This window comes from Lederbergia citri (assembly GCF_018343625.1).
GTDB lineage: Bacteria > Bacillota > Bacilli > Bacillales > Bacillaceae_C > Lederbergia > Lederbergia citri.
Map to the genome: position 1 here is coordinate 558,019 of NZ_JAGYPG010000003.1, position 24,474 is coordinate 582,492.

The following is a 24,474-nucleotide window of genomic DNA, read 5'->3' on the forward strand; positions in this document are numbered from 1 at the left end:
AAAATGTCTTAATCATGTTATCTTGTTTTTTGCTTAACACCTCGTGTTATATAAATTGGAATTAATATTGGTAGATTAAAACCTTGGAGGGAAATTTTTTTAAACAAGGTTTTTCTTTTTGAAAATTTGATGTGATTGTAACGGACTGGAAACTAGGTTATGGTTTAATTGTAAAACAATTCAAAAAACGGGAGGGTGTAATATGAGATTTTTAATTTTGCTAGCTCCAGGTGAGAAATGGAGAGAGGATGTTGTTTTGCATAATCAACCTTTTATGCCAGAACACGCAGTTTATGTTCAAGAAGCTTATAATCAAGGAAAAATCATTCTAGCTGGTCCATATGAAGACTTAACGGGTGGAGCTATTGTCATTGATGTTAAGAATAAAGATGAGGTGCAAGACTTTGTTGAAAATGATCCTACAATAAAAAATGGCATTTTTACGTATCAAATAAAACGTTGGGGCGAAGGTATGAGTAAATTTGAAAATATTAGTCCTAATTTTGACCAAGGCTATGTTGCATATAAACGTAAAGTCCAGCAAGAGTTAAATATTATCTAACACTAGTGAGGAAATTGCTTGGGATGGATTTTATGTAGGGAATCGCTGGGTTTGCAAATAATGATATTAGGAAAAGGGAAAGCAATCTGTTCATTAAGGTTAATCGATTTTTGATTTTGCGATAGCATTTTAATTTTTTACATTAAAGATTCTAACTTTTTTTAAAAAAAGGAACTAACCATTAAAAGTGACAAAGTCGTGTATTCATAGACATTATTATTTACTGTTTTTTTCCTTTTAGTATAATCAAATTAGAACAACCGTTCAAATTAGGAAAGGAGCTTCTTTGTGTCTAAAAGACGTTACGACAGCGAGAAAACAAAAAATGAAATTATGGAAAAGGCAAAAATGGTATTTTGTGAAAAGGGGTACAATCAAACTTCTGTTCAAGATATTTCATTAGCATCAGGGTGCAGCAAGGGTCATATTTATTATCATTTTCAGAACAAAGAGAAGCTGTTTGTTCTTTTAGCACAACAAACAATGCAAGAATGGTACGAAAAATGGCGAGTAAATGAACGTAATTATACTTCAGCGACGGAAAAATTGTATGGTATCGCCATTCATGTTCTTTACAATTACCAAACACCCTTACTGAAATCTGGGCAGGAATTGGCTGCAAACCCCAATTCAAATCCTGAATCAGTTAGACAATTGTACAAGTTAGCAATTGTGCCCATGAGTGTATATCGTTCAATACTTCAAGAAGGAATTGATAATGGAGAATTTAAACCGGGAAATGTTGAAGAATGGACGACACTCTTAGGAACATGGCTCGGTGGGCTGTGCCAATTGACAAATACTCATGAATTACGGTCATTGGAACCACTTTTTACACATGCCATCGATATCTTTCTAGGATCTATAAAAAAATAACAAGGGAGGACCACCATGAAAGTTGCTCTTATTGGAGATAGTTTAACGGAAGGCAGGCCGGGAGTTTCATTTGCCCATATTCTTCAACAAAAATATGAAAATATCGGATTTCAAAACCTTGGCAAACCAGGAGAAACGGTTAAAAGCTTGAATAAAAGACTAACAGAAACAAAGATAGAAGAATCATATGATCTGACTTTTCTATGGATTGGGGTAAACGATGTATTTTCCAAATTACTCAAAGTTCAAGCCCAGCCAGTTGTACAAAATAATGAGGAATTTAAAGAATGTTATGAGAATGTTTTAGAGTCGGTGCTTCATTTTTCAAAACAGGTTGTTGCCGTATCCCCTTCGTTAGTTGGAGAAAATCCAAAGAATACCACTAATAATAAATTACAGGAATTTACTGATATGATACAAGCTTTGGTTAGAAAATACCCTAATGTCTCGTTTATAAATATGCAATCTGTATTCTTAAACAAGCTTGAGACTATCAAAAGCTCTGATTATATTGGTACGAGTGTAATGAAAATGATGGTTGAAACTCTTTTTTTAAAATCACACTCGAAGATTGATGTTTTATCAAAAAAGCGTGGATTGCATTTAACGCTAGATGGAGTTCATTTTAACAGTAAAGGGGCAACTATAGTTGCAGATGAATATTCATCCATCATAGATAATCATTTAAAGAAATTAGTCGAGGGGAGATAATGCCTCATATCACTTAAGGCATCTGGAATTGGAAAAGCACTCTGTCCTGAGCTTGTTTCTTAAGGCAGCTCTGTGAAAATTGCGGATATTAATGAAAACATTCTACGTGAATAGAAGATGCTTATACGTGAATGGAAACGAGCATAGGTTACATGCCTCTGCTCATTTATCATACTTATCTTTCTATCAAGTTCGTTACCAACACATCAAACTCATTTTCCGGCTCGTCTAAATGAAACACTCTTGCTGTATCGTTCTGATCATCCACTCGCTGAATGTACACTGGTTTTCCGTTATACGTAACATGTTTCATATCAGGTGATTCCGCAATTTCCGCCGCTCGTTGTTTGTTCACTTATGTAACCTCCTTTACATTATGGACCCAATTCAACTAAACCTTCTAAATCTACAACCTGCCTATTTTTCATTTCATCAAGAGGAAAAATGGTTACGGTATTGTTTTGAGCATGTACTTCTTCCAGATAAACAGGTATCCCATGATAATTTACATTGATCATTGTCTGTGAGTTAATTATTTCTTGAACTCGTCGAATGTCCAAATTCCATACCTCCTTTCAAATGATATTTTTGCTAAATACTTTACATTTATACTTCTTTATCTTAAATGCATTAAAGAAGGTGAATTGGTCCAATAAAATAGGAAGTTTTATTTATGGAGGAGAATTAACAAAAGATATGAAAATCCCGAGGAGGAACGAAGCGAGTACTAAAGCTTCAAATTCATATTACGAAAGAGGACTAAAACAAAGTATTAGGCAAGGAAAGAATAATGTATAAAGCATATGGTTTATAAAATGTTGCAAAAAGGGATCTCTGAAAAACAACTTTCAGAAATATCTAACCTAAGCAGATGAAAAGAAAATTGAACGAATCCAAAATAATAACCCCCATAAAAGAGAAACTAACGAAAAACAGTCGGAGGCGGTCATGAGAAAAATCCTTTTCGTTATGTTTCTTATTTTGATTTTTGGAAGTACTATTACAATTTCCAAAGCTACCGCAGCACCCAAATTACCTTTCAGTTTAATTTTAGAACCGGTAAATATACAAGATGACAATGCTAAAGGAGTTGCCCTTCTTTACAAAGTAAAATTAACGCCAAGTTTTCCTCGAACGAGTCTCAGCATTCACGCTCTTCATTTACCGAAACCATCATCATTAGGTAATTATGATACATATGAAGGCTTTGCTTTTATCAAAAATGAAATCAGCTGGCGTTTTGAACTTTACCCAACTCCAGAAGTGGACAGTCCAACGTGGGCAGGAAGAATTGATGATATTACAGCAACAATGAATGGTGTTGAAATACAGGTAAGACCATCTAACTCAAAAACAGAAAAACTTGGCCCGCCGATTCTAAGTAACCATATTAATAAATGTAAGTAAAAAATGGGCTGCTGAATATACTTCCAGCAGCCATTTGTTATGTTTAACGATACCCAGTATTAGCTTTCACTTTTACCTCTGCATAACGTTTCGCGTCTCTACTACTAGATAAAACTGTTCCGATCGCTGCCCCGATGAAGCCAATTGGAACTGAAAGCAAGGCAGGATTGGTCAATGGAAAAATCGGATCTCCTGTGAAAAAGGCGGCACCTTCTACCGGAGAAATAACATTCGGGCTTATGGCAACAAGAATGAGGGAAGATATTAATCCTGCTAACATCCCACTCATCGCACCTGTTGTATTAAAGCGCTTCCAGTAAATTGTATAGACAATGACGGGAAGATTGGCACTGGCAGCCACGCAAAAGGCTAATGAAACGAGAAATGCTACGTTTAAATTTTGAGCGAATAATGCAAGTAAGATGGATAGAACAGAAACACCAAGAGCAGCAAATTTGGCAGCCTTCATTTGTTGTTTCTCAGTTGCGTTTCCTTTTTTAATGATTTGGCCGTAAATATCGTGGGCGAAAGCGGAAGCTCCCGACAATACGAGCCCTGCGACAACGGCTAATATAGTAGCGAAAGCAACTGCGGATACAAAGGACATTAATACATCTCCGCCGAGAACCTGAGCTAGCAATGGTGCCGCCATATTCCCCGCAGCATTACTGCTTTTAATTGCTTCAGATCCAACAAAAGCGGCAGCCCCAAAGCCAAGGAATATTGTCATTACGTAAAAAATTCCAACGATCCAAGTTGCCCAAATAACAGAACTACGGGCTGTTTTCGCATCTTTTACAGTGAAAAATCTCATTAAAATATGAGGAAGGCCTGCTGTTCCAAGTAGAAGTGCAATCATGAGTGAAATGGTATCCAATGGGACTGTGTACTTCACTCCCGGATTTAAATAGGCTTTTCCTAAAGGTGTTGCACTTTTCATGGTGCTGAACATTTCCAAAATATTAAAATGAAAGCGTGAAAGGACTAAGAATGAAATAATAATCGTACCTAGCATAAGTAAAATAGCCTTAATAATTTGCACCCAGCTTGTCGCAGTCATGCCGCCGAACAAGACATAAATGGTCATCATGACTCCGACAATTAAAACAGCAATCCAATAATCAATTTTAAATAATAATTGAATTAATGCACCAGCTCCAACTAGTTGTGCAATCATATAAAAAATAACAATTGTAACCGTATTCAAAGCAGCGGTTGCTCTTACTTTTTTCGCATCAAAACGCGAGTTGATCATATCGGCAAGCGTATATTTTCCGAGATTTCTAAGTGGTTCCGCAACAATGAACATGACAACAAGATAAGCAACAAGATAACCGATACTAAATAAAAAGCCGTCAAAGCCAGTTAATGCTATCGCTCCAGCAATTCCTAGAAAAGATGCAGCTGATAAATAATCACCAGCGATTGCCAATCCATTTTGATATCCCTTTAGCCCACCGCCTGCTGTATAAAATTCATTTGCTGTTTTTGTCCTCTTCGCGGCGTAGTACGTTATCCAAAGAGTCATGGCCACAATGATTAGAAATAGGACGATAACGGTAGGATTCATTGGACTTTCCTCCCCTCATTCGGTTCTTTCCACACATCTTCTGCCATTTTGTCGAATGATTCAGCTTTTTTCATATAAATAGTAGCCAAAACCCATGTCATGACAAAAAGAAAAAAAGCATAAATCCATGCCCATGAAATATCTCCAATCGCAGGTCCATCCATTATGTCGGTATAGGAAATCAGTATTGGAAAAAGTAAATAGAGAGCAACGAATAGTATAATGGACGGAACTAAAAATTTCTTTTTCGCCTTTAGTAATTCTTGAAACGGAGTACTCCTTTCAATTAATTCAAAATCTACTACCTTATTCGGCTTTTTTCTTTCAAAAGCAGTTTTTGCCACTTTTCTCATCCTCCTTTTTTCGGCTATTTCAAAATAATGTAAATATAACTAAAACTTAATAGAAGGTGATTGTTACTGTCAATTTGAAAATAAAAATTCGTTCTTTAGTCATTTTTCGTTACGAACCCAAATAATTAATAGAAAACCTTATATGTCTTTGATTTACGAGATTATCATAAAATTAGCAAGCGATTCTCTATAGGAATTATGGATTATATGTAAGTAGTCCAAAAGTTCTGATTGATAAAAATAGTCAAATAATAATCATATTACACTTTTTTCATATGGTATAATCCGAATTAGTAGATACATAGTTCGGTTTGTAAGCGCTTTAAATAATCTATATATTATTTTTTAAGGTGGGAATAGGATGCAAAAGGGGAAGTATGCAAAAGTTTTCTCAGTTGTTATTATCGTGGCAATGATGCTGACGTTGTTTCCGAATCATCAGCATGCCAAAATTCCTGATGATGCAGTCATGTTCCAAGATTTTGAAGGAACGGATGTGCAGTTCACTGCTGCTCAAGGTGCAACAGGAGCTTTAGCTGCGGACGAAGCATATGACGGAAAGCAATCACTTAAGTATGGAGTATTAGCGAGTGGAGATCCAAGTGTAAGTAAAGGAAGCATCAGAATTAAATCAATGGGGCAACCAGTTGATGCGACGGGAATGGAGTATTTTGTGTTTTACATAAAAGATACACAAGGTTCGAATACGATTAAAATTTCTCTGACAGACAGTCACGGCAAGTCAACGGACTTTGGCTGGAAGGCGATGAGCACGAAGAAAAATGAGTGGGTTCGATATGAAGTTCCGATGAGCAGTTTTTCAGGAATTGATTTTGCAAGTATTAGCGAAGTTCGAATTGGTCAATGGAATGAGGGTGTTTACTATATTGATCAGCTATTTTTTGCGAAAAATCTACCTCCAATTCCGCCCGACCAGCCGACAGCTTATCACCCATCGGGAGAATACGATAATTTTGTCGTCGTTGAGTTGCGCACGTATTCTGTTGGGGCAGACATTTACTATACGACAGATGGCACGATTCCAACGAAAGAATCTTCTCTTTATAAAGGCCCTTTAAGATTGGAGTCAAGTACAACCGTTAAGGCTGTGGCGTACAATCCTAAAGGCGATATTTATAGTGAGGTAAGTTCTTTCGACTATGTGATTCACCAGAAGGAAGATTTGGCGAAACCGAAGGCATCTCCGGCTGCGGGAACGTATGCGGTTGCTCAATCCGTTGAGTTTTCAGCTTCTGAAGGTGCGACGATTTATTATACGACTGACGGGAAAAACCCAACTACCGCGTCTAAGAGATATTCACAGCCAATAAAAGTTTCTAAAAACTCGGTTATCAAAGCCATTGCTGTTAAGGATCAACACCAAAGTGAAATCACTGTAAATGAATATACGATTGATAAAAATCCTACACCATTTTTAAAAGCTGACGGAAAGAAAATGCGTGGAAATTATGGCTCAGGAGATGAAGTGGTCCTTCGTGGAACGAACGCTGGCGGCTGGCTCGTGATGGAGAGTTGGATGTCACCGACGAATTCTCCTGATCAGAAAACAACTATTAAAACATTAACAGAACGATTTGGCGAAAAGACTGCCTGGGAGCTCATCAATCTTTATCAAGACAACTATTGGAATGAGGACGATTTTGATAATATCAAGCAGGCTGGTATGAATGTCGTTCGTTTACCTTTTTCATATTTTGAAATGCTTAACGCTGAAGGCAGCTTAAAGTCGACAGCATTTGATCGAATGGATTGGTTTATTAAAGAAGCGGCAAAACGAGAATTGTATGTCATTTTAGACATGCATGGAGCACCTGGTTCGCAAAATGGAAAAGACCACTCAGGTGATACAGATCGTCCGGATAAGGGAAATCTATTTGGAAACAAAGAAAACATGAATAAAACCATCTTCCTTTGGGAAGAAATTGCTAAACGATATAAGGACGAAAAATGGTTGGCTGGCTATGATTTATTAAATGAGCCAGGCGGTGCAACTGGAATTGAGCAATTTGATTTTTATGATCAGCTGTATAAAGCAGTAAGAGAGAAAGATAAAAATCATATGATGTTCATTGAAGCGATTTGGGAGCCGTATCATCTGCCGAATCCTGACTTGTATGGTTGGGAAAATGTTGTCTATTCCTATCATTTTTATGGATGGGATAATATAGACAGTTTTCCTTCCCAAAAGCGATTCACGAATTCTAAAATTCCGATGGTCAATGAGATGACGAATTATAATGTTCCATTGCTTGTTGGAGAATTTACGTTGTTTAATAATCTGCAAAGCTGGGATTATGCGTTAAACGTATACGAACAACAAGGATGGAGTTTTACAACATGGTCATATAAGGTTACGGGAGAAGGAAGTAGCTGGGGGATGTATACTGGAAATCCTCCAAAAGTGAATATTCAAAATGATAGTGAAGAGGTAATAAGGAGTAAGTGGAGTCAAGTTGGAACAGATGCATCATTTAAACGAAATGATTATTTCGTAGATGTAATTCGTAATTATGCAAACCCTGATTTTAGAAAGAAAGATGAAAGAACATGGATTGAGAATTTTGAAGGGCTAGATAAGAGCACTACGTTTGAAACGGGAAACAGGGCCGCAGCTTCATTGGATTTTGAGAATAAAGCTAGTGGAGAAGCCTCACTTAAATTGGTTGTGAATAACGATGGAAATAAAGATGTCGCAAAGCAATATGTGAGTATAAAGACTTCAGTTAATTTAGCTGATGGGGCGAATAAATACCCTAAATATCTACTTTTAGATGTATTTAATGGAACTGGAAAAGAGAGCAATGTTACGGTGACGTTAATCGATAAGAATGGAAAGCAAGCTACTGCAAAGACTCATGCATCGACAAAAGCATTAGCAAGCGCATGGTCGAGAGTTCCGTTATTATTAAAATCAATTAGCGGTGATATTGATAAAACATCAATTGTTGAAATACGTTTAGCGATGGAAGATCCAGGGACGTATAACTTTGACAATATTTTTGTAGGACAGTCATTTTCAAATCATTTGCCGATGGAATTAGATCTTCATACAGTAAGGGATCTAGTTGAAAAAGCTGATATTCAACCTACAGGAATACGGAATGCGTTGCTCGTTCAATTAGATAATGCTGAGCGGGATTTTGAAAAGGCAAATTCTTTTATCCAGCAAGGTAAGGAAAAACAGGCTGAGCAAGCTAGAGAAAATGGTTACAAAACTCTTGAAAGTCTAAAAGATTTTGTATCCAAACATTCGGGCAAGCATATTCGTGAAGAAGATGCTGAAAAAATCATTTGGGCACTAGAAAATGGGTATTTTTATTAAGAAACTCGTGCTGCTACTTAAATCGTTTGAATACCAAAAATCATTATACTTTTAAATAGACAAAACTATAGGGTGTACATTTTTATTGCCACATGCCGCACAAGGTATGTGGCATGCTTGATGCTGGAGAACGTGGATAATCTTCCGCCCCATGCAAGGATTCTCATTCATTGTTCCGATGTCACAAATCAGAGTCATACATTGTTATATGTATGAAACGTTAAAAAGGAGCTGAGGAATGATGAACGACTTGACATGCATAATCATTGGAGGAGGCTATGTAGGTCTTGCCGCGCTTAAAGCAATAAAGGAAAAGACCAAAGGCATGGCGAATGGGCGGCGGATTCGGTTTGTTCTGATCGACAAGGAGCCCGGACATTTGCGCAAATTTAGGTTGTTTCGCCCGACCACGGTTGAGGAAGAAATTATGATTCCTTGGAAAGATTTAGTTTTAGATGGATTCGAATTTGTGCAAGGCACAGTTACAACCGTGGATAGTGGGGAAAAACTGCTTCGATATACAGATGCGCAAGGAAATGATGCTCAAATTCATTACGACCTTTTAGTCGTGGCGGTAGGCAGCAGCGTAAGGAGACCAGAGCCCTATCAAGGTGGTATCGCCTTAATCGACCCACAAGCGGCGGCGGATATCAGGAATCGCTGGCGTGCCAATCTGCGGAAGGCGGCTCACGAGACGAACCCTGAAGAACGAAAGCGGCTGACATCAATCGCGATTGTAGGAGCGGGAATCAGTGGCATTGAGACGTCCGCAGAACTAGCTCTCGCCATGAAGAAGGAAGCAACGGCACTCGGACTGAATTCATCCGATACCTCTGTCTATTTACTGAATTCACAGGAACGCCTGCTCCCGGAAGTGTCGGAGAAATTTAGACGGAAGCTGGTTCAGGAACTCAGTAAATGTGGAGTGACAGTGCTTAACAATCGCAAGGTGTTACGGGAGGAAGCAGGAGTAGTATTGTTTAGTAATGGCGACAGTCTGCCAGTCGGTATCTGTATATGGATGATTGGTCTGATACCGAATCCGGCCCTGCCCGCCATGGGCTTGCCGCTGACTTCTGATGGTCGAGTACTGGTAGATGGATCTTATCGCGTCAAAGGAGCGCCGAGTGTATACAGCATTGGCGACTGTGCGAGAATTGTGGATCCGAAAACCGGCGAGGAAGACCAGATGACGTGCTTTGAAGGTTCGTTTCAGGCGCTTCGACTTGCGAAAATCGTGATGGCCGACCTGGAGGGCCGTCCAGCGCCAATTCACCAATCGTCCAAACCGAATATGGATAATGCCTTCAATATCGGTCTGGGTCAAGAAGGGGTATTTTGGATACGAAAATGGGGACTTGACATGGTTATGACAGGAAAGCTTCCGGGTAAAATCAAGAAGTTCGTAGAGGACAAAACTAGTATGCTTCGATAAAAACGAAGAGAGTAAGATGCAATAGTTCTAACAGCCCGGAAAAGGAGATATAGCGATGGAAGAACTATATGATCAATATAAAGCGCTACTTTTTACGCTGGCTTATCAGTTGACGGGCTCCGTTGCAGACGCGGAAGATGTTGTACAGGACGTATTTTTTAAGGCGTACGAAGTACATGTCGAACGTCTGGAGGAGCCAAAGGCATATTTGTGCAAAATGGTAACCAATCGCTGCCTCAATCTGCAGAAGTCGGCACGAAAAAGGAGGGAAATATACGTCGGTCCATGGCTCCCCGAACCGATTCGGACGCCGCAGGAGGATACGATCGAGACGACGGTCGTCCACCGCGATTTGTTGTCTTACGCTATGCTCGTACTGTTGGAGAGGCTGACGCCTACAGAGCGGGCAGTTTTCGTCCTACGTGAGGCGCTAGGCTTCGATTATACTGAAATAGCCGAACTGCTCGACAAGCGAGAGGCGAATTGCCGCAAGCTGATGAGTCGTGCAAAAAGCAAGATAGGACTATCAGAGGAGGAGACGGTCGAGACTGAAACGGTCGAATTGGAATGGGTTAGCCGGTTCCTTACATCCCTTGAGCAAGGTAACTTAGATCTTATGCTGTCTCTGCTGACTGAAGACGTCATGCTTGTCTCTGATGGAGGCGGAAAAGTAAAAGCGCTTAAGCGTTCGATACAAACTCGCGATCACGTGGCACGAGTCCTCCTCATTGGAATTGGAAACATCGCGGCCCATTATCAGGAAAATCTTCAGATCGATGTTACCCCTCTTAACGGTGAGACTGGTATAGTACTCCGTTCTGGTGATGAACCAATAGCTGCTCTATTTGTACAACTCCGAGGCGGAAAGTTTGCCAGAATCTACATCGTACAAAATCCGGATAAGCTTACTAGGGTCTAGGAAGTCGACTGCGTGCCTTGGACGTGGAATAATATTTCAAACTATGAATCAATATGGACGATTTAGAAAAGTTTAACCAACGTGTACTGGAACGAAGCCTAATATTTCAGCATTGCGATAACAAGTAAGATTTTTAAGGGAAGTCTTTTTAATGAGTAATTTTAATGAAGTGAGCTTGGGACTCCAAGCTCTTTTATTTGTGAATTGATATGAGAATTTTTGTGAGAATCTTGCGATGTACTCTGTTTATTGTTGTAATTTACAATTTTGCACTTCAAAAGTTAACCCGATAATTGCCATAACGAAGGTTATTTTTCGATAATGTACCTATTCTTTCCTGCCCATCGTTCTATTGCAGTTTTAGAAGATGAGCTGGGCGTATCTTTGTTTGAAAGAAACGGTCGTAACATTTTCTTAAACCAATATGGGAGAATATTTCTGGAACGTGCGACAGCAGCATTGAATGAAATTGAGAAAGGGAAACAAGAAATCACGAGTATGATTAATCCATCTTCGGGTGTCATCTCATTGGGTTTCTTACACATGCTTGGAGTCGATCTTATCCCTTCTTTATTGAGTTCATTTCGGAAACAATATCCAGACATACAATTTGAATTACAACAGTGCACGAATCATGAACTAATGGCTCATATCTTAAATGGGGATCACGATTTTGGCATTACCACTCCGGAGCTTGTGACCAACTCTTGTTTATGGCACTTATTGTTGAAAGCAGATCTTTTCCTTGCAGTTCCTAATAATCATAAATGGGCTGAAAAATCGTCTATAAGCCTAGATGAAATTCATAATGAATCTTATATTGGATTAAAACAATCTTGTGGAATTGGCTTCACGGTTAACAAATTATTCGAAGACAAACAAATTAAACCTGATATCGTGCTCCAAGCTGATGAATTAGATACGGTAGCTGGATTAGTGTCTGCTGGATTTGGAGTCGCTTTATTGCCAAAAACTCGAGCTCTTCTAAATCACCCATTAGTATGGTTAAAAGTAACCGAACCAGCTTGTGAAGTATCTATTGGATTAGTTTGGAAGGAGGAGAGACCGTTAACACCCGTTGCAAAATCATTTCTCGAATTTATTCGCAACCAGTACCCATTAATCGATAACAATTAAGCATTATATTCATGCAAATTATCAATTGGAATATTAATACGAGTGATGATATCCTTGGCATTAATTGGAACACTCGTTTTTTTTTGTGCAAATAAAACATAAGCTTACGTTAGGATCAGTAATAATTTCTAGTAACCACTTAAAACTTTTTGACTGGAAATGGGGAGGCTTAGAAAGATGGGAAATAGTGATGCTAAAAAACATGTCCATACATTAGTGATTGGTTCGGGTCCTGGAGGATATACAGTAGCGGCTGAAGTAGCTAAAACAGGAAAAAGTGTAGCTATTGTGGAACGTGATCAAATCGGTGGTGTGTGCACGAATACCGGATGCATACCATCAAAAGCACTGATTGCCGAATCCCATAAATATGAGCAAGCATTTAATTACAGCAAACAGTATATGGAAAGTAGTTTGTTCATTTTACCAAATTTCAAAGAGGTTCAAAAAGTAAAGGAAACTGTTGTGGAAAAACAATCCACTGGAGTTAAAACTTTGTTATCAATGTCGGGTGTTGAAATAATAAGAGGTGAAGCAAGGTTCAATACAGATACAGAAGTAAGTATTCATCAAGCTAATAGTGTTACAACAATCAAGTTTGACAATTGTGTAATAGCAACGGGATCACGATCAATCAGTCTAAAAAATATGCCTTTCACTCGCCGAATTCTTTCATCAAAAGAAGCATTATCATTGGAGGAAATTCCAGAAAGGCTAGTGGTTGTTGGCGGCGGATATATCGGTATCGAATTGGGACAAATGTATGCCAAAATGGGTAGTCAAGTGACTATATTGGAGGCAGGGAGGAGCATACTTCCAGAGTTTGATTCTGATTTAATAAAACCTGTTGAGAAAAAGCTACTTGAAAAAAAGGTAGATATACAAACCAATGCATTTGTACAAGAAATAGTAGAAAAGCAAAATCAAATAGAAGTTTACTATAAGGTTGATGGAGAGGAGAAACGTATTTTCGCTGACTTTGCGTTAATTACAATTGGACGAAGACCAAATACGGACGGATCAATTGGCCTGGATAAAATCGGCATTTCATTGACTGACAGAGGGCATGTCCAAGTTGATTCACAATATAAAACATCATTACCGCATATATTTGCGATTGGAGATATTGTTGAAGGCCCTGCCCTTGCGCATAAAGCAACTTATGAAGCCAACATCGTCGCGGGTGTAATAAATGGTAAGAACAGTATAGCGGATTATCAAGCAATACCACTTGTTGTATTCTCTGATCCTGAGATTGCAAGTGTCGGAGAAAATGAAGCAATCCTAAAATCTAAAGGGATAGAAATTGTTACGGGAAAATCAAGATTTATGATTAACGGTCGTGCATCGGCTCTGCAGGCAACAGAGGGATTTGTTAAATTGGTCGCTGGAAAAAAATCGGGTACATTGTTAGCTGCATCCATTGTGTGTGTGGAAGCATCAAGTTTAATCTCTGAGTTGGCACTTGCTGTAGAAATGGGTGCTACTGTTGAAGATATTATTCTAACTATTCATCCACATCCTACATTAAGTGAGGTAGTTGTTGAGGCTGCCAAAATGACATTTGCAAGGATTGAAAAAGCTTAACTATAAACAAACACTCCGAAGTAAAAAGGAGTGTTTATTTTTTTGATTTTTAAAGAAAGTATAAACTTTATAGGTTTCTATTTAATAAATCAAGGTTGTAATGTCTAGCTACAGCGCCTATCGACTAGCAAACTTCTTGTCCTTTTCCCTACGATAAGTCAACATCGATTCGTCCTATCGGACTCCTCGTGTTTCCTTTATCTCAGTCAAAGGCTCTGAAGTTTGTACGTCGATGAGCAAGGCGCTTCCGCTTTTCTTATAAACTAGCCTAAATTTCCTTTTTTTAGAGTCAAAACGGTTTTTCCCACGTCTAATTATTTGAAAGTGGCATTTTTAATAAAGATTCGTATATTAATAATTTCGATGTCATCTTTTCATGAATATTTTGTGAGGAGGGTACAATATTTGATTTTGAGAAAATTATCCATTTTTCTTGCTGCATTGTTGCTAACTTTAACACCATTAGGAAACGAAACATTCCATTTAAGTGGTTCCAGTGTAGTTTTTGCCGCAAACGAGAACTATCAAACGACGGCCAATCTAAATTTGCGAGCCGGTGCAGGTACAACGTACAAAGTATTAACGGTCATCCCGAAAGGAAAGCAAGTGACGCTTATCTCCAAAAACGGAACGTGGTACAAAGTCAGCTATTCAGGTAAAACAGGATATGTCAGTTCAACGTATTTAAAACAAATCACACCAACTTCAACACCAAAACCACAAACAGTTAAATACTCCACGACCGCAAACTTAAACTTACGAGCAGGTGCAGGCACAACGTACAAAGTAGTAACAGTAATCCCAAAAGGAAAGCAAGTGACTTTTATTTCGAAACATGGGGCCTGGTATAAAGTCAATTATTCAGGCAAAACAGGATATGTCAGTTCCGCTTATCTAAAACAAATCACAACTACTACAACACCGAAAACAAATCCTCAATCAGTCCTATACACAACCACAGACAATTTAAATTTACGAACAGGTGCAGGAACAAATTATAAAGTGATAATAGTGATTCCAAAAGGAAATCAAGTTTCATTTATTTCAAAACAAGGAGTTTGGTATAAAGTAAATTACGCCGGAAAGACAGGGTACGTAAGCTCGCAATATTTAAAGCTACTTACGAGCGATAATCCCAAATTAACTGTTAAAAACGGGATCACGTACGTCGATGGAGCAATTGTTGTCAATAAACGATATTCTCTTCCATCAACGTATAATCCGGGTGAAAGTAAGGAGGCGCGAGCTGCATTCAATAAAATGCTTGCCGATGCCAAAAAGAAAAATATCAGTTTCCAAGTAATCAGTGGATTCCGATCATACGAATATCAGAAAAACTTATATAGTCGTTATGTGAAGACATATGGGGAAGCAGAAGCCTCAAGATTCAGTGCGAAAGCCGGACATAGTGAACATCAAACAGGGTTGACGTTTGATATTGGAGGACCGAATCAAGCTCATTGGTTAAAAGAATCCTTTGATGAAACAGCAGAAGGAAAATGGTTAGCAGCAAACGCTTACCGATTCGGATTCATCTTACGCTATCCAAATGGAAAAGAATCTATAACAGGTTACATGTATGAACCGTGGCATTTCCGCTATGTTGGGGTAGAACGCGCCACAAAAATATACAATAGTGGAAAAACAATGGAGGAATACTACGGTTTTCTAGGGAAATAGATTCATATAGAAAAATGTGTGGGTGACTGTCACCCGAACAATTTTATAGAGAGGCTGGTATAAGTGAAAGTAAGCCAAAAAATCTATATTTATTCGGGATGTATCTGGTGTGTTCTTTTTGGATTCATGAGTTTTTATTGGGCGCTTGGCGGAATGATTGGCGTCAAAACGTTAGGAGGCACTATTCTTAAACATGCGATGGAAAGGGATTCTTCCTTTATTCTTATTGTTTGGATTACAGGATTTCTAAAGCTAGGTGGAGGTCTTTTTTTGCTTTTACTTTTAAAGAGTTGGCCGCAAAAAGTACATCGCATCATATATTTTATAGCTTTAATTGGGGGCCTTTTTTTATTTCTGTATGGTCTAGCTAACTTTATAACTCTCTTGCTTGCTTTTATCGGACAATTATCAATGGAAATTGAAGGCTATGCGCTTAAGTGGAGATTGTTTTTTTGGGAACCATTTTGGATGTTAGGCGGAGTTTTGTTTATCTTATCTAGTTCTAAATTTAAACAAGGAATTTCGAATGACTACGGATAAAAATGGTGCTAGGAGCTGATAAAGTGAAGATTAATACTTTTCGGGTTTCAGAAATACTGCTTGGTTTGATTTTTTTAAGTGCTGGGCTGAATGGGTATATCGTTTTGTTCGGATTCAATCCTCTGTTTCCAACTAGTCCAAAGGCAATGGAGTTTCTGGGAACAGGTTATTTACTCGCTTTGGAAAAAACACCAGAAATTGTTTGTGGGCTCCTTCTAATAACTCGTCGTTTGGTACCATTAGCATTAACGATTTTAGCACCAATCATCATTAATATTCTTGCGTTTCATATTTTTGTAGATTACGCATTTCTACCGTTAGCGTTACTGATTTCTTTACTTGAGGTAATGTTAATATGGAAATACAGAAAGAATTTTATGTGCTTAATTAATTAGTGCCTTGCACCCACCTTCCATACTAGGCACTAAGGAATATTTACTTTTTCAAATTTACCAGCTACCATAAGGGTCGACAATAAAAACTGCATAAAGGTTTGTTGCACTAGGGGAGCCGCAAAGGCTGAGAAGAACGAGGAGGAGCGTTCTAATCCCTCATTACCCGATCTGGATAATGCCAGCGTGGGGAAGTGTGGCTTTATGACGGTATTCTTTTTGTAATTCCGTACATTGCTGCATCTTCCATTAAGGTGCAGTTTTTTTATTGTAAAGGCTCTTTTCCCAAACAATGTTGCATTTAGATGTAAATCTCAATAATGAGAAATAAATTTTTTATCCTTGGAACTGATATTAAATTGGGAAAAGAGCTACTGGCTTAATAAGAACCGTTAAACTTCCTTATTAGGCGTAAAAGCCGGCTCTTGGGCTTTTACAAAAACAACAAACTTTAAGAAAATAGCCATTGTAAAAAAAACAAAACAGGAGGAATGCGTGTTGTCTCAATCTATTTGTGGTAAAAGTGGTATTGTTGGTCTCAGGTTCTCACTCTATCCAATGAGTGATCAGTTTGTTGATGTAATCAAGGGTGCTTTAAACGAGGCAGATACAGCAAAAGTTTGGTTGAAAACGGATGATATTAGTACGTGTATTCGTGGGAAGGCTGCACATGTATTCGATGTCGCAAAGGCGGTCTTCCTCCATGCGGCGAAAACGGGGTTGCATGTAGTGTTGAACGGGACTTTTTCAATTGGCTGTCCTGGAGATTCAGAAGGGGATTCGTATATGAATGTAGATGATGTGCTAAGCAACGAAGCGGTTTTGTCTGAGTTAAAAATTGATGCGCCGACACAGTTTGCACTGTATCCGATGAATGATTCAAGCTATATGGATTTGATTGCAGATGTGGTAGAGATTGCGAAGAATAAAGGAACGTTTTCGGGAGGTATTCACTACGCCAGCAGGCTTGATGGAGATACTCACGAGGTGTTTGCAACATTGGAAGATTCATTTATGGTCACCCAAGAAAAAGTAAGCCACGTTACGATGACGGTCAATATCGCCGCTAATAGTCCATCAAGAAAGAACGTATAAGGTCAGTCAGATAAGGAGAAACGGAATGCCGCGTGAAATTGAAGTCATCTCAATGTGGGCATTTGTCTTTGCTATTATCTATTTATTGTACTTCTAGGTGGGAAATATCATGGTTGGCTTGATGGGACCGCTTGGGTATGAGCCGATTTCAAAGGACTTATTGTTTCCATCATCTCAGCCTATATAATCAACAAACCAGGCGCTGCATTTCTTTTGAAAACCATTGCTGCTTTTGGTGAGGTTTAATAGGAAATGTCAATGGACAGTCTGGAATGGTTCAAGGATTGGGTGAGGAATTCATATAGAAATTAATGAGGAAACGTGACTGGTGGCATACTCTAAACCAATAAGTGGTATAGGTGTTATAATATGTTTAATCACTTGAAAATGAGGTATTCTTTTTGAAAAAATACGTAACGATTGTAGGTTTAATGATTGTTATCTTAGCTATTCCTTTATTTATATGGTTATGGATTCCGGGTACGTCTTACCAGGTAATGATCATGGATAAATCCGAACCAACGGAAAAACTCCCGCAGCATTCGGGAATCGTTTGGTTATTGAATCATTATAAGTTAAAAAAGGAAAATGGAGATTCATATCAATCGGACTTAGATTATTATGGAGCCATGCGAGATAAAAAAGGTGATAATGTTGAACTACGACACTTTCCATCAGATTTAAAGAATGCCAAACTAGTCTATCTGGCAGATGCGTCAGGTTTTACAACGTCTGATCAGCGGTTAGATGGAGGTATTAGCAACGAGGAATGGAACTCAATAACGGAACATATGCAAACCAATGAAAGTACCTTAATTACGGAATATAATGTGATATCTTCACCTAAAGAAGCGGCAGTGCAAAAAGAAATAACCGATCTTTATCGAATCCAATGGAGTGGGTGGACAGGTCGTTATTTTGAGGATCTCACAAAGGAAAATAGCGATATCCCTAAACCTATTATCCAAACCTATGAAAATAATATAGGGGAATGGAACTTTGATGGTGAAGGTTATATTTTGGTTAATGAAAGTGAAGATAACGTTGTTGTGTTAGATAAAAAACACGGTGAAATTGGTGATGGAAAACTCCAGCTTTCCTTTTCTAGTTTAGGAGAGTCTAATTTTGATATGAAAGCTAGTCCTTCTTTTTATGGTTGGTTTGAAATCGTTGAAACCCACAATGAGGAGAATGTGCTTGCCTCATTTTCATGGAACTTAACAGAAAAAGGGAAAGAAACGGTAAATAAATATCATATCCCAATATCATTTCCTGCCATTATTCATAAACAGGTAAAGGATTCAGATGCCTTTTACTTTGCAGGTGATTTTAGCTATTTACAAGATGCTCCTGCCACTTATTCTTATGCAGGCTTGGCAAAGATAAAATCTTTGTTTACTCTTGAAACGTTTTTTCCAGAAAGCAGTTTTTTTTGGAAGACATATGTCCCTATGATGAACAAAATAATGAAAGAAGGCGTCAGTATTCATAAAGAAGAGCGTCCATTGGCTTATGTAAAAAAGGACAATGTTTCTTATCGAAGTCGAATTCATAACGATGCTTTTGAAGTGTATGTTGAGGATAAATGGGAGCCTTTAATAATAAAAGGTGTCAATCTTGGCATGGGGAAGCCAGGTTATTTTCCTGGAGAGGCTGCTATTACTGAAGAGGAATATTATCGATGGTTTGAAGAAATAGGAGAAATGAACGCAAATACTATAAGGGTGTACACTCTTCATCCACCTGATTTCTATCGAGCTTTAAAACGCTATAATGAATCCCATGAAAACCCATTATATGTGTTACATGGTGTCTGGATTGATGAGGGACCTCTCGAGGAAACATTGGATGCGTATACCCCCGAGATTGTAGAAGAATTTCAAGCAGAATATAAAAAAATCGTTGATGTCATTCATGGCAACAAGGTGGTTGCTCAAAAACCTGGTCATGCTTACGGAAAATATCAAGCAGATATCTCACCATATGTGATTGGATGGATCATTGGGATTGAATGGTATCCGTACATGGTTGACAAGATGACAGCCAAATATAAAACTCAACCAGATTTCAATGGCTCTTACGTATATACTAAAGATGGAAATGGTATGGAGCAATGGCTTGCATGGCAGCTTGATGAATTATCAAAATATGAGATGGAGCACTACAAGACAATGCGACCAATTAGCTTTACGAACTGGGTATCAACCGATTTATTAAATCATCCAGCTGAGCCGTCAATTATGGAAGATAAGGCAACCGTGAATCCAAATCATTTAAAAACAAAAAGTATCGTTAATGAGGTGGGAATGTTTGCTTCCTATCATGTATACCCATATTACCCTGATTTTCTTAATTTAGAGGAAAAATACACTTCCTATATTGATCACCGTGGGCAAAAAAACAACTATGCTGGCTATCTACATGATTTAAAAAAAGCTCATGATATGCCTATCCTGATTGCTGAATTCGGCCTTCCTGCTTCCCGTGGACTCACCCATGTGAATCCTTTTGGTTGGAATCAAGGCTTTCTTACAGAAAAGGAGCAAGGTGAGTATCTTGTCCATCTTTATGAAGATATTATGGAAGAGGGAATGCTGGGCGGATTGATTTTTACCTGGCAGGATGAATGGTTTAAAAAAACGTGGAATACGATGAATTATGATAATCCAGACCGTAGACCGTATTGGTCGAATGCACAAACAAATGAGCAGCAATTCGGACTGTTAAGCTTCGACCAATTAAAAGTAAAAATCGATGGTGATGTTTCGGATTGGGACGGAATGAAGCCTGTCTATTCAAATAAAGACCAGCAATTACAGCAAGTTTTTATGAATCATGATGAAAAATATGTATATATCCGAATGGATATAGAAAAGTTTGATGATTCATCAATCGTACTATTATTTGATGTGGACAATGAGCAAGGGAATAGGAAGATTTCATCTATCCCACAAATTAATCTATCATTCGGGGCGGACTTCCTTCTAAAAATGGAAGGGAAAGAAAAAGGGGAGCTTCTCGTAAACAGTTATTACGACGCCTTTTTATATCAGTACGGCATCGATTTAAAGATGCTTGATCCTTTGCCTAAACAACCAATCGATAATAGCGGTGTATTCAATCCAATTCGTTACGCACTAAACAAAAAGATGGTTAGACCTGACACGAAAGAAGTTCTACCATTCAAATCATATGAAACTGGTAAATTGCGTCATGGAAATGGAAATCCAGATTCTAAGGAATATGATTCATTGGCAGATTATTATATCAATGAGGAGAAGGGGATTATCGAGATTCGCATCCCATGGCTGTTATTAAATGTAAAGGATCCAAGTCAACGAGAGGTGATGGGAGACCTCTATAAAATAGGAATGGAAGGATCGAAGGAGACAGATGGTATTTCAATTTCTGCCCTCCTATTGGACCAGAATAACCAATTGAAAGAATCATTTCCACAAATTGATCCTAGTACGAAAACCATTTCTGATCCTTATAAGTATGAATGGGAGAAATGGGACATGCCCGTTTCACAGGAAAGATTAAAACAATCATACGACATCGTTAAAAAATTCTTTTCTCCAATCAATTAAACAAACAACCACAAGTCGATTCTGACTTGTGGTTGTTTGTTATCCTACTCACTATCCAATTTTGGAAAAAGAACTTCCCCTTTACCTCCAGAGATGCTGGCATTAACAATGGCATCAATGGCTTCAGATAGCTGGCCAGGAGGATACGGTTTTGTTAAATATTTTTCTATTTTATATAGTTTCATATTTTTTTCATCTATATCAAGAGCAGAGGAAATGATAATAGGTATATTTTTGGTTTTATCTGTACTCTTTAATTTCCTGATGAGATCCCAGCCATTCATGTCATCCCCTAACATTAAATCAATGACAAAGCCAACAAGCGGCAATTTTAGAGCTTCTTGATAGGCCATTTTTGGATTATAATGATGGATAACATTAAATCCTTTCCTTTTTAATTCATCTGATAAAAGGAGGGCAATACTCGAATCATCTTCAACCATAATAACATTCAGACCAGTATAATTCGGTTCGAATTCATCCTTTTGTTCAGTTTGGCGCTCGACTACTGGTAATGTGATAAATACGGTGGTACCTTTCCTTTCTTTGGACTCAATCCAGATTTTTCCTCCGTGCTGTTCGATAATTTCCTTGGAAATAGCAAGTCCCAAACCCGTACCGCCTATTTTTCTTCGTTCACTATTATCGATGCGTTTAAACTTCTGAAACAGTGTATGAATATCTTTTTCAGAAATACCTAATCCTTCATCTCTAACGGATATGACAAGATTGTTATGATTGTTTCTTAACGTAACTTCTACAGTTCCTCCATCTGGAGAAAACTTAATAGCGTTGCTTACTAAATTAGTTAATACTTGAACTAAACGCTCTTTATCACAAAGTATAAAATCATTCACTGATTCATCAACAAGATAGATGGAATGTTTTTTCTCATGGATAAACTGACTAATCACATCGAGAGTGATCTCACCCATTCGGCAATTCGCCATTTCGTATTGTTGTTTACCAGATTCCATACGTTGAATATCGAGAAAATTATTAATTAAATTTGTCAGACGCTGAGCTTCTTTTTGAATCGTAGAAAGATATTTGTGCTGACGCTCAGGGGTGATTTTTTTGTTGAGCAATAATTCTGTAAATCCAAGTACACTTGATAAAGGAGTACGGAGTTCATGGCTGACAGTGCTCACCAATTCTGATTTCATCTGATCTACTTCATGCTCTTTTGTAATATCACGGTGTACGAAAATAGTTCCGACTCTTTCATTATTCCTACACACTGGAGATGCATAGACATTTAGGAATGTTTCCTTCCCTTGATTAATGGAATAACATACATTCATTACTTCTGTTGTTTTTTCTGACATGGCTTCATTAAAAAATTCCTCTAGTTCCTCTTTGTTATCAGCGATATCAATGAAAGTTTCCATCCACTCGTGAACGGGAATTTCCTTGTTATGCGACCAATTCGTCTGAAGTATATCGATTAATTTTTCATTAAATTGAATCATCGTTCCATTCATGTCAACGAACTGTATTCCTTCATTTACATGGTTTACAATATCCTGATTTAGCTTACGGGAACTTTCTATCTGCTTAAATACTAATATTCGTCCGATTGAGAGAGAGACCCGCTGAAGAATACCAATTAATTCTTCAATTTCGTCTTCGTGAATAGGTATCCCTAATCTTGTCGCACAAAAAACAGCTAGTAATTCATCATTTGAATCAAATACTCCACTATACAAGTCGTAGGCATAAAAAGGTTGTTCAGCAATTCCCATTTCTTCATTTGTTATAGTGCGTGTAATTACATATGCTCTTTCTTGTTTTAATCGTGCTTTATTTATAACAGCATTTTTGTGTACAATACGTTTTACTGTTTCTTCCGACAACCCATGCGATGCATAGATTTTTTCATCGGTAGTCCAAAAAATGCTCGCATCAAAAGGATATAAATCCTGTAAATACTGCTGGATAGAGTTAATAAGTTTTTGTTGGTCTAATGTAAAAGTTAAATCATGGTTTAGCTTATTTAAGCGTTCAAGACGATTTGTTGTTTTCTCTTGTAGAGTTAAGGACGTTTGTAATTTTTGTTGATGTTCTTCAAGCTCAAGCTGCTGGGCATGCAGTTCTTCGTTTTGTGTCATCAGCTCTTCTTCTTTGGATTGTAAAGTTATTGCCATTTCCGAGAAGGAATTCATTAACTTACCAATTTCATTTTTGGGGTTTACTTTGGATGTAAAAGAAATTGGTTTACCTAAAGTTAATTGTTGTGAAGCTGCATCCAATTCTTCAATAGGTTTAATAATTCGATTTAAGATAATCCACATGGCAATAGACAATGCGATAAATCCTAGACTAAACAAAAAGGCTGCTGTAAGAGTATAGCTATTTGATTTTTTCATTATTTCTTCATTAGCATTTTTTACTTTGCTAATATTCTCATCTTTATACGTTTTAATTCTCAACAAAAATTCATTTATTAAATCACCGGCTTCACCTTGTGATGATTTTTGCAGAGCATTGTAATCATTGGCATTTGCAAGCTCTATTCCTCTTGGTAGTATTTCAAAACGAAATTTTTGATAAAAAGTTTCTAATTCCAAGGCTAAATTGCGTTCCTCTTGATCTACTGCCATTTTGGACAATTGATTAATCTGTTCCTCTAAACTATCTAAATGGTCATTTAACAAAACAAGTTCATAATCATTTTTGAAAGCAAAATAACCACGAGCTCGAAGGAGAACCTCATATAAAGAATCACCTAATTCATCCGCAACCGTCGTTTTTTTTTCAAGGTACTCTTGATCATCCATTAATTTATCTTGAAGATTATCAATATACAAACCTAAAAGAATGGATAAAAAAATCATGATTCCAGAAATGATGAGGATTAGTCTTAATGAATCTTTGCGAATGCCTTGATTGTGTCTATTCATTGAAGGATCTCCTCGACAACCGACATTAAATCTAGAGGACTAAAAGGCTTTGCCATAAAAAAATCTGTTCCAGCCTTCAGCATTTCCTGTTTGTCTTTTTCTTGTGTTTTTGCCGTCAGCATTAAAACTTTCATTTTCTCCCTGACTGCAGAGGGGATATGAGTCAGAACTTCTATGCCTGTCATAGAGGGCATCATATAATCTAAAATCATTAGATCATAGTTCTCTTTTTGTAGTTGTTCTAGAGCCGCCAAACCATCTGGGGCTTCGTGAATGATAAAATCCAAATCTTCCAATGTATCGACAATTAACATTCTTAAAATCTCTTCATCATCCACTACAAGTATTTTTTTCATAATGAGACACACCTCTCA

The 24,474-nt window shown here is 37.8% G+C and carries 20 protein-coding genes and 1 riboswitch; of the genes, 14 read left to right on the forward strand and 6 right to left on the reverse strand.

The features are described 5' to 3' along the window. The first annotated feature begins 202 nt into the window (after window positions 1-202). From KHA97_RS18820 to KHA97_RS18830, 3 genes are all read left to right on the forward strand, one after another. Complete coding sequence (locus tag KHA97_RS18820) at window positions 203-562, forward strand: YciI family protein (protein WP_213126295.1); 360 nt, start codon at window positions 203-205, stop codon at window positions 560-562. Window positions 563-850: 288 nt separating this feature from the next. After that, on the forward strand, window positions 851-1,438 hold the full coding sequence (locus tag KHA97_RS18825; protein WP_213126296.1) for a TetR/AcrR family transcriptional regulator: 588 nt from the start codon (window positions 851-853) through the stop codon (window positions 1,436-1,438). Between the two features lie 15 nt (window positions 1,439-1,453). After that, window positions 1,454-2,149 carry an SGNH/GDSL hydrolase family protein gene (locus KHA97_RS18830; protein ID WP_213126297.1) on the forward strand — a complete coding sequence of 232 codons (696 nt, stop codon included), beginning with the start codon at window positions 1,454-1,456 and terminating at the stop codon, window positions 2,147-2,149. A gap of 175 nt (window positions 2,150-2,324) precedes the next feature. Here KHA97_RS18830 and KHA97_RS18835 read toward each other — a convergent pair whose 3' ends face one another. Further along, the gene (locus tag KHA97_RS18835; RefSeq protein WP_213126298.1) at window positions 2,325-2,504 is read right to left on the reverse strand and encodes an H-type small acid-soluble spore protein; all 180 of its coding nucleotides are present in this window, start codon (window positions 2,502-2,504) and stop codon (window positions 2,325-2,327) included. Window positions 2,505-2,523: 19 nt separating this feature from the next. Then, the gene (locus KHA97_RS18840) at window positions 2,524-2,709 is read right to left on the reverse strand and encodes an H-type small acid-soluble spore protein (RefSeq protein ID WP_213126299.1); all 186 of its coding nucleotides are present in this window, start codon (window positions 2,707-2,709) and stop codon (window positions 2,524-2,526) included. 388 nt (window positions 2,710-3,097) lie between these two features. Here KHA97_RS18840 and KHA97_RS18845 point away from each other — a divergent pair, with 388 nt between their 5' ends. Then, window positions 3,098-3,556 (forward strand): hypothetical protein, encoded by a 459-nt coding sequence (locus tag KHA97_RS18845; RefSeq protein WP_213126300.1) that lies wholly within the window; start codon window positions 3,098-3,100, stop codon window positions 3,554-3,556. 43 nt (window positions 3,557-3,599) lie between these two features. Here KHA97_RS18845 and KHA97_RS18850 read toward each other — a convergent pair whose 3' ends face one another. After that, the gene (locus KHA97_RS18850; RefSeq protein WP_213126301.1) at window positions 3,600-5,126 is read right to left on the reverse strand and encodes a solute symporter family protein; all 1,527 of its coding nucleotides are present in this window, start codon (window positions 5,124-5,126) and stop codon (window positions 3,600-3,602) included. Then, window positions 5,123-5,479: a DUF485 domain-containing protein gene (locus KHA97_RS18855; protein ID WP_213126302.1), complete on the reverse strand. Its 357-nt coding sequence runs from the start codon at window positions 5,477-5,479 to the stop codon at window positions 5,123-5,125. The genes KHA97_RS18850 and KHA97_RS18855 overlap by 4 nt, the downstream gene beginning before the upstream one ends. 361 nt (window positions 5,480-5,840) lie before the next feature. Here KHA97_RS18855 and KHA97_RS18860 point away from each other — a divergent pair, with 361 nt between their 5' ends. The 10 genes from KHA97_RS18860 (at window position 5,841) to KHA97_RS18910 (ending at window position 21,197) form a co-directional block, all read left to right on the forward strand. Beyond that, entirely contained in the window at window positions 5,841-8,822 is a 2,982-nt protein-coding gene (locus tag KHA97_RS18860) for a chitobiase/beta-hexosaminidase C-terminal domain-containing protein (RefSeq protein ID WP_213126303.1), read from the forward strand. Between the two features lie 238 nt (window positions 8,823-9,060). Next, window positions 9,061-10,257 carry an NAD(P)/FAD-dependent oxidoreductase gene (locus KHA97_RS18865; protein ID WP_233713628.1) on the forward strand — a complete coding sequence of 399 codons (1,197 nt, stop codon included), beginning with the start codon at window positions 9,061-9,063 and terminating at the stop codon, window positions 10,255-10,257. Window positions 10,258-10,312: 55 nt separating this feature from the next. Beyond that, complete coding sequence (gene sigJ / locus KHA97_RS18870) at window positions 10,313-11,176, forward strand: RNA polymerase sigma factor SigJ (RefSeq protein ID WP_213126304.1); 864 nt, start codon at window positions 10,313-10,315, stop codon at window positions 11,174-11,176. A 321-nt stretch (window positions 11,177-11,497) separates the two neighbouring features. Continuing rightward, entirely contained in the window at window positions 11,498-12,313 is an 816-nt protein-coding gene (locus KHA97_RS18875) for a LysR substrate-binding domain-containing protein (protein WP_213126305.1), read from the forward strand. A gap of 177 nt (window positions 12,314-12,490) precedes the next feature. Continuing rightward, window positions 12,491-13,900 (forward strand): dihydrolipoyl dehydrogenase, encoded by a 1,410-nt coding sequence (gene lpdA / locus KHA97_RS18880; RefSeq protein WP_213126306.1) that lies wholly within the window; start codon window positions 12,491-12,493, stop codon window positions 13,898-13,900. 405 nt (window positions 13,901-14,305) lie between these two features. Further along, window positions 14,306-15,580: an SH3 domain-containing protein gene (locus KHA97_RS18885; RefSeq protein ID WP_213126307.1), complete on the forward strand. Its 1,275-nt coding sequence runs from the start codon at window positions 14,306-14,308 to the stop codon at window positions 15,578-15,580. 63 nt (window positions 15,581-15,643) lie between these two features. Then, the gene (locus KHA97_RS18890) at window positions 15,644-16,120 is read left to right on the forward strand and encodes a DUF3995 domain-containing protein (RefSeq protein ID WP_213126308.1); all 477 of its coding nucleotides are present in this window, start codon (window positions 15,644-15,646) and stop codon (window positions 16,118-16,120) included. Between the two features lie 23 nt (window positions 16,121-16,143). Further along, complete coding sequence (locus KHA97_RS18895; protein ID WP_325167499.1) at window positions 16,144-16,515, forward strand: hypothetical protein; 372 nt, start codon at window positions 16,144-16,146, stop codon at window positions 16,513-16,515. Window positions 16,516-16,613: 98 nt separating this feature from the next. Beyond that, a riboswitch (TPP riboswitch) is annotated at window positions 16,614-16,722 on the forward strand. 288 nt (window positions 16,723-17,010) lie between these two features. Continuing rightward, window positions 17,011-17,607 carry a Ykof family thiamine-binding protein gene (locus KHA97_RS18900; protein ID WP_213126310.1) on the forward strand — a complete coding sequence of 199 codons (597 nt, stop codon included), beginning with the start codon at window positions 17,011-17,013 and terminating at the stop codon, window positions 17,605-17,607. A gap of 401 nt (window positions 17,608-18,008) precedes the next feature. Next, window positions 18,009-21,197 (forward strand): hypothetical protein, encoded by a 3,189-nt coding sequence (locus tag KHA97_RS18910; RefSeq protein WP_325167500.1) that lies wholly within the window; start codon window positions 18,009-18,011, stop codon window positions 21,195-21,197. Between the two features lie 44 nt (window positions 21,198-21,241). On the opposite strand, the gene KHA97_RS18915 is transcribed toward KHA97_RS18910, so the two are convergent. After that, window positions 21,242-24,100: an ATP-binding protein gene (locus KHA97_RS18915; protein ID WP_213126311.1), complete on the reverse strand. Its 2,859-nt coding sequence runs from the start codon at window positions 24,098-24,100 to the stop codon at window positions 21,242-21,244. Then, complete coding sequence (locus KHA97_RS18920) at window positions 24,097-24,456, reverse strand: response regulator transcription factor (RefSeq protein WP_213126312.1); 360 nt, start codon at window positions 24,454-24,456, stop codon at window positions 24,097-24,099. The genes KHA97_RS18915 and KHA97_RS18920 overlap by 4 nt, the downstream gene beginning before the upstream one ends. Between the last annotated feature and the right edge of the window lie 18 nt (window positions 24,457-24,474).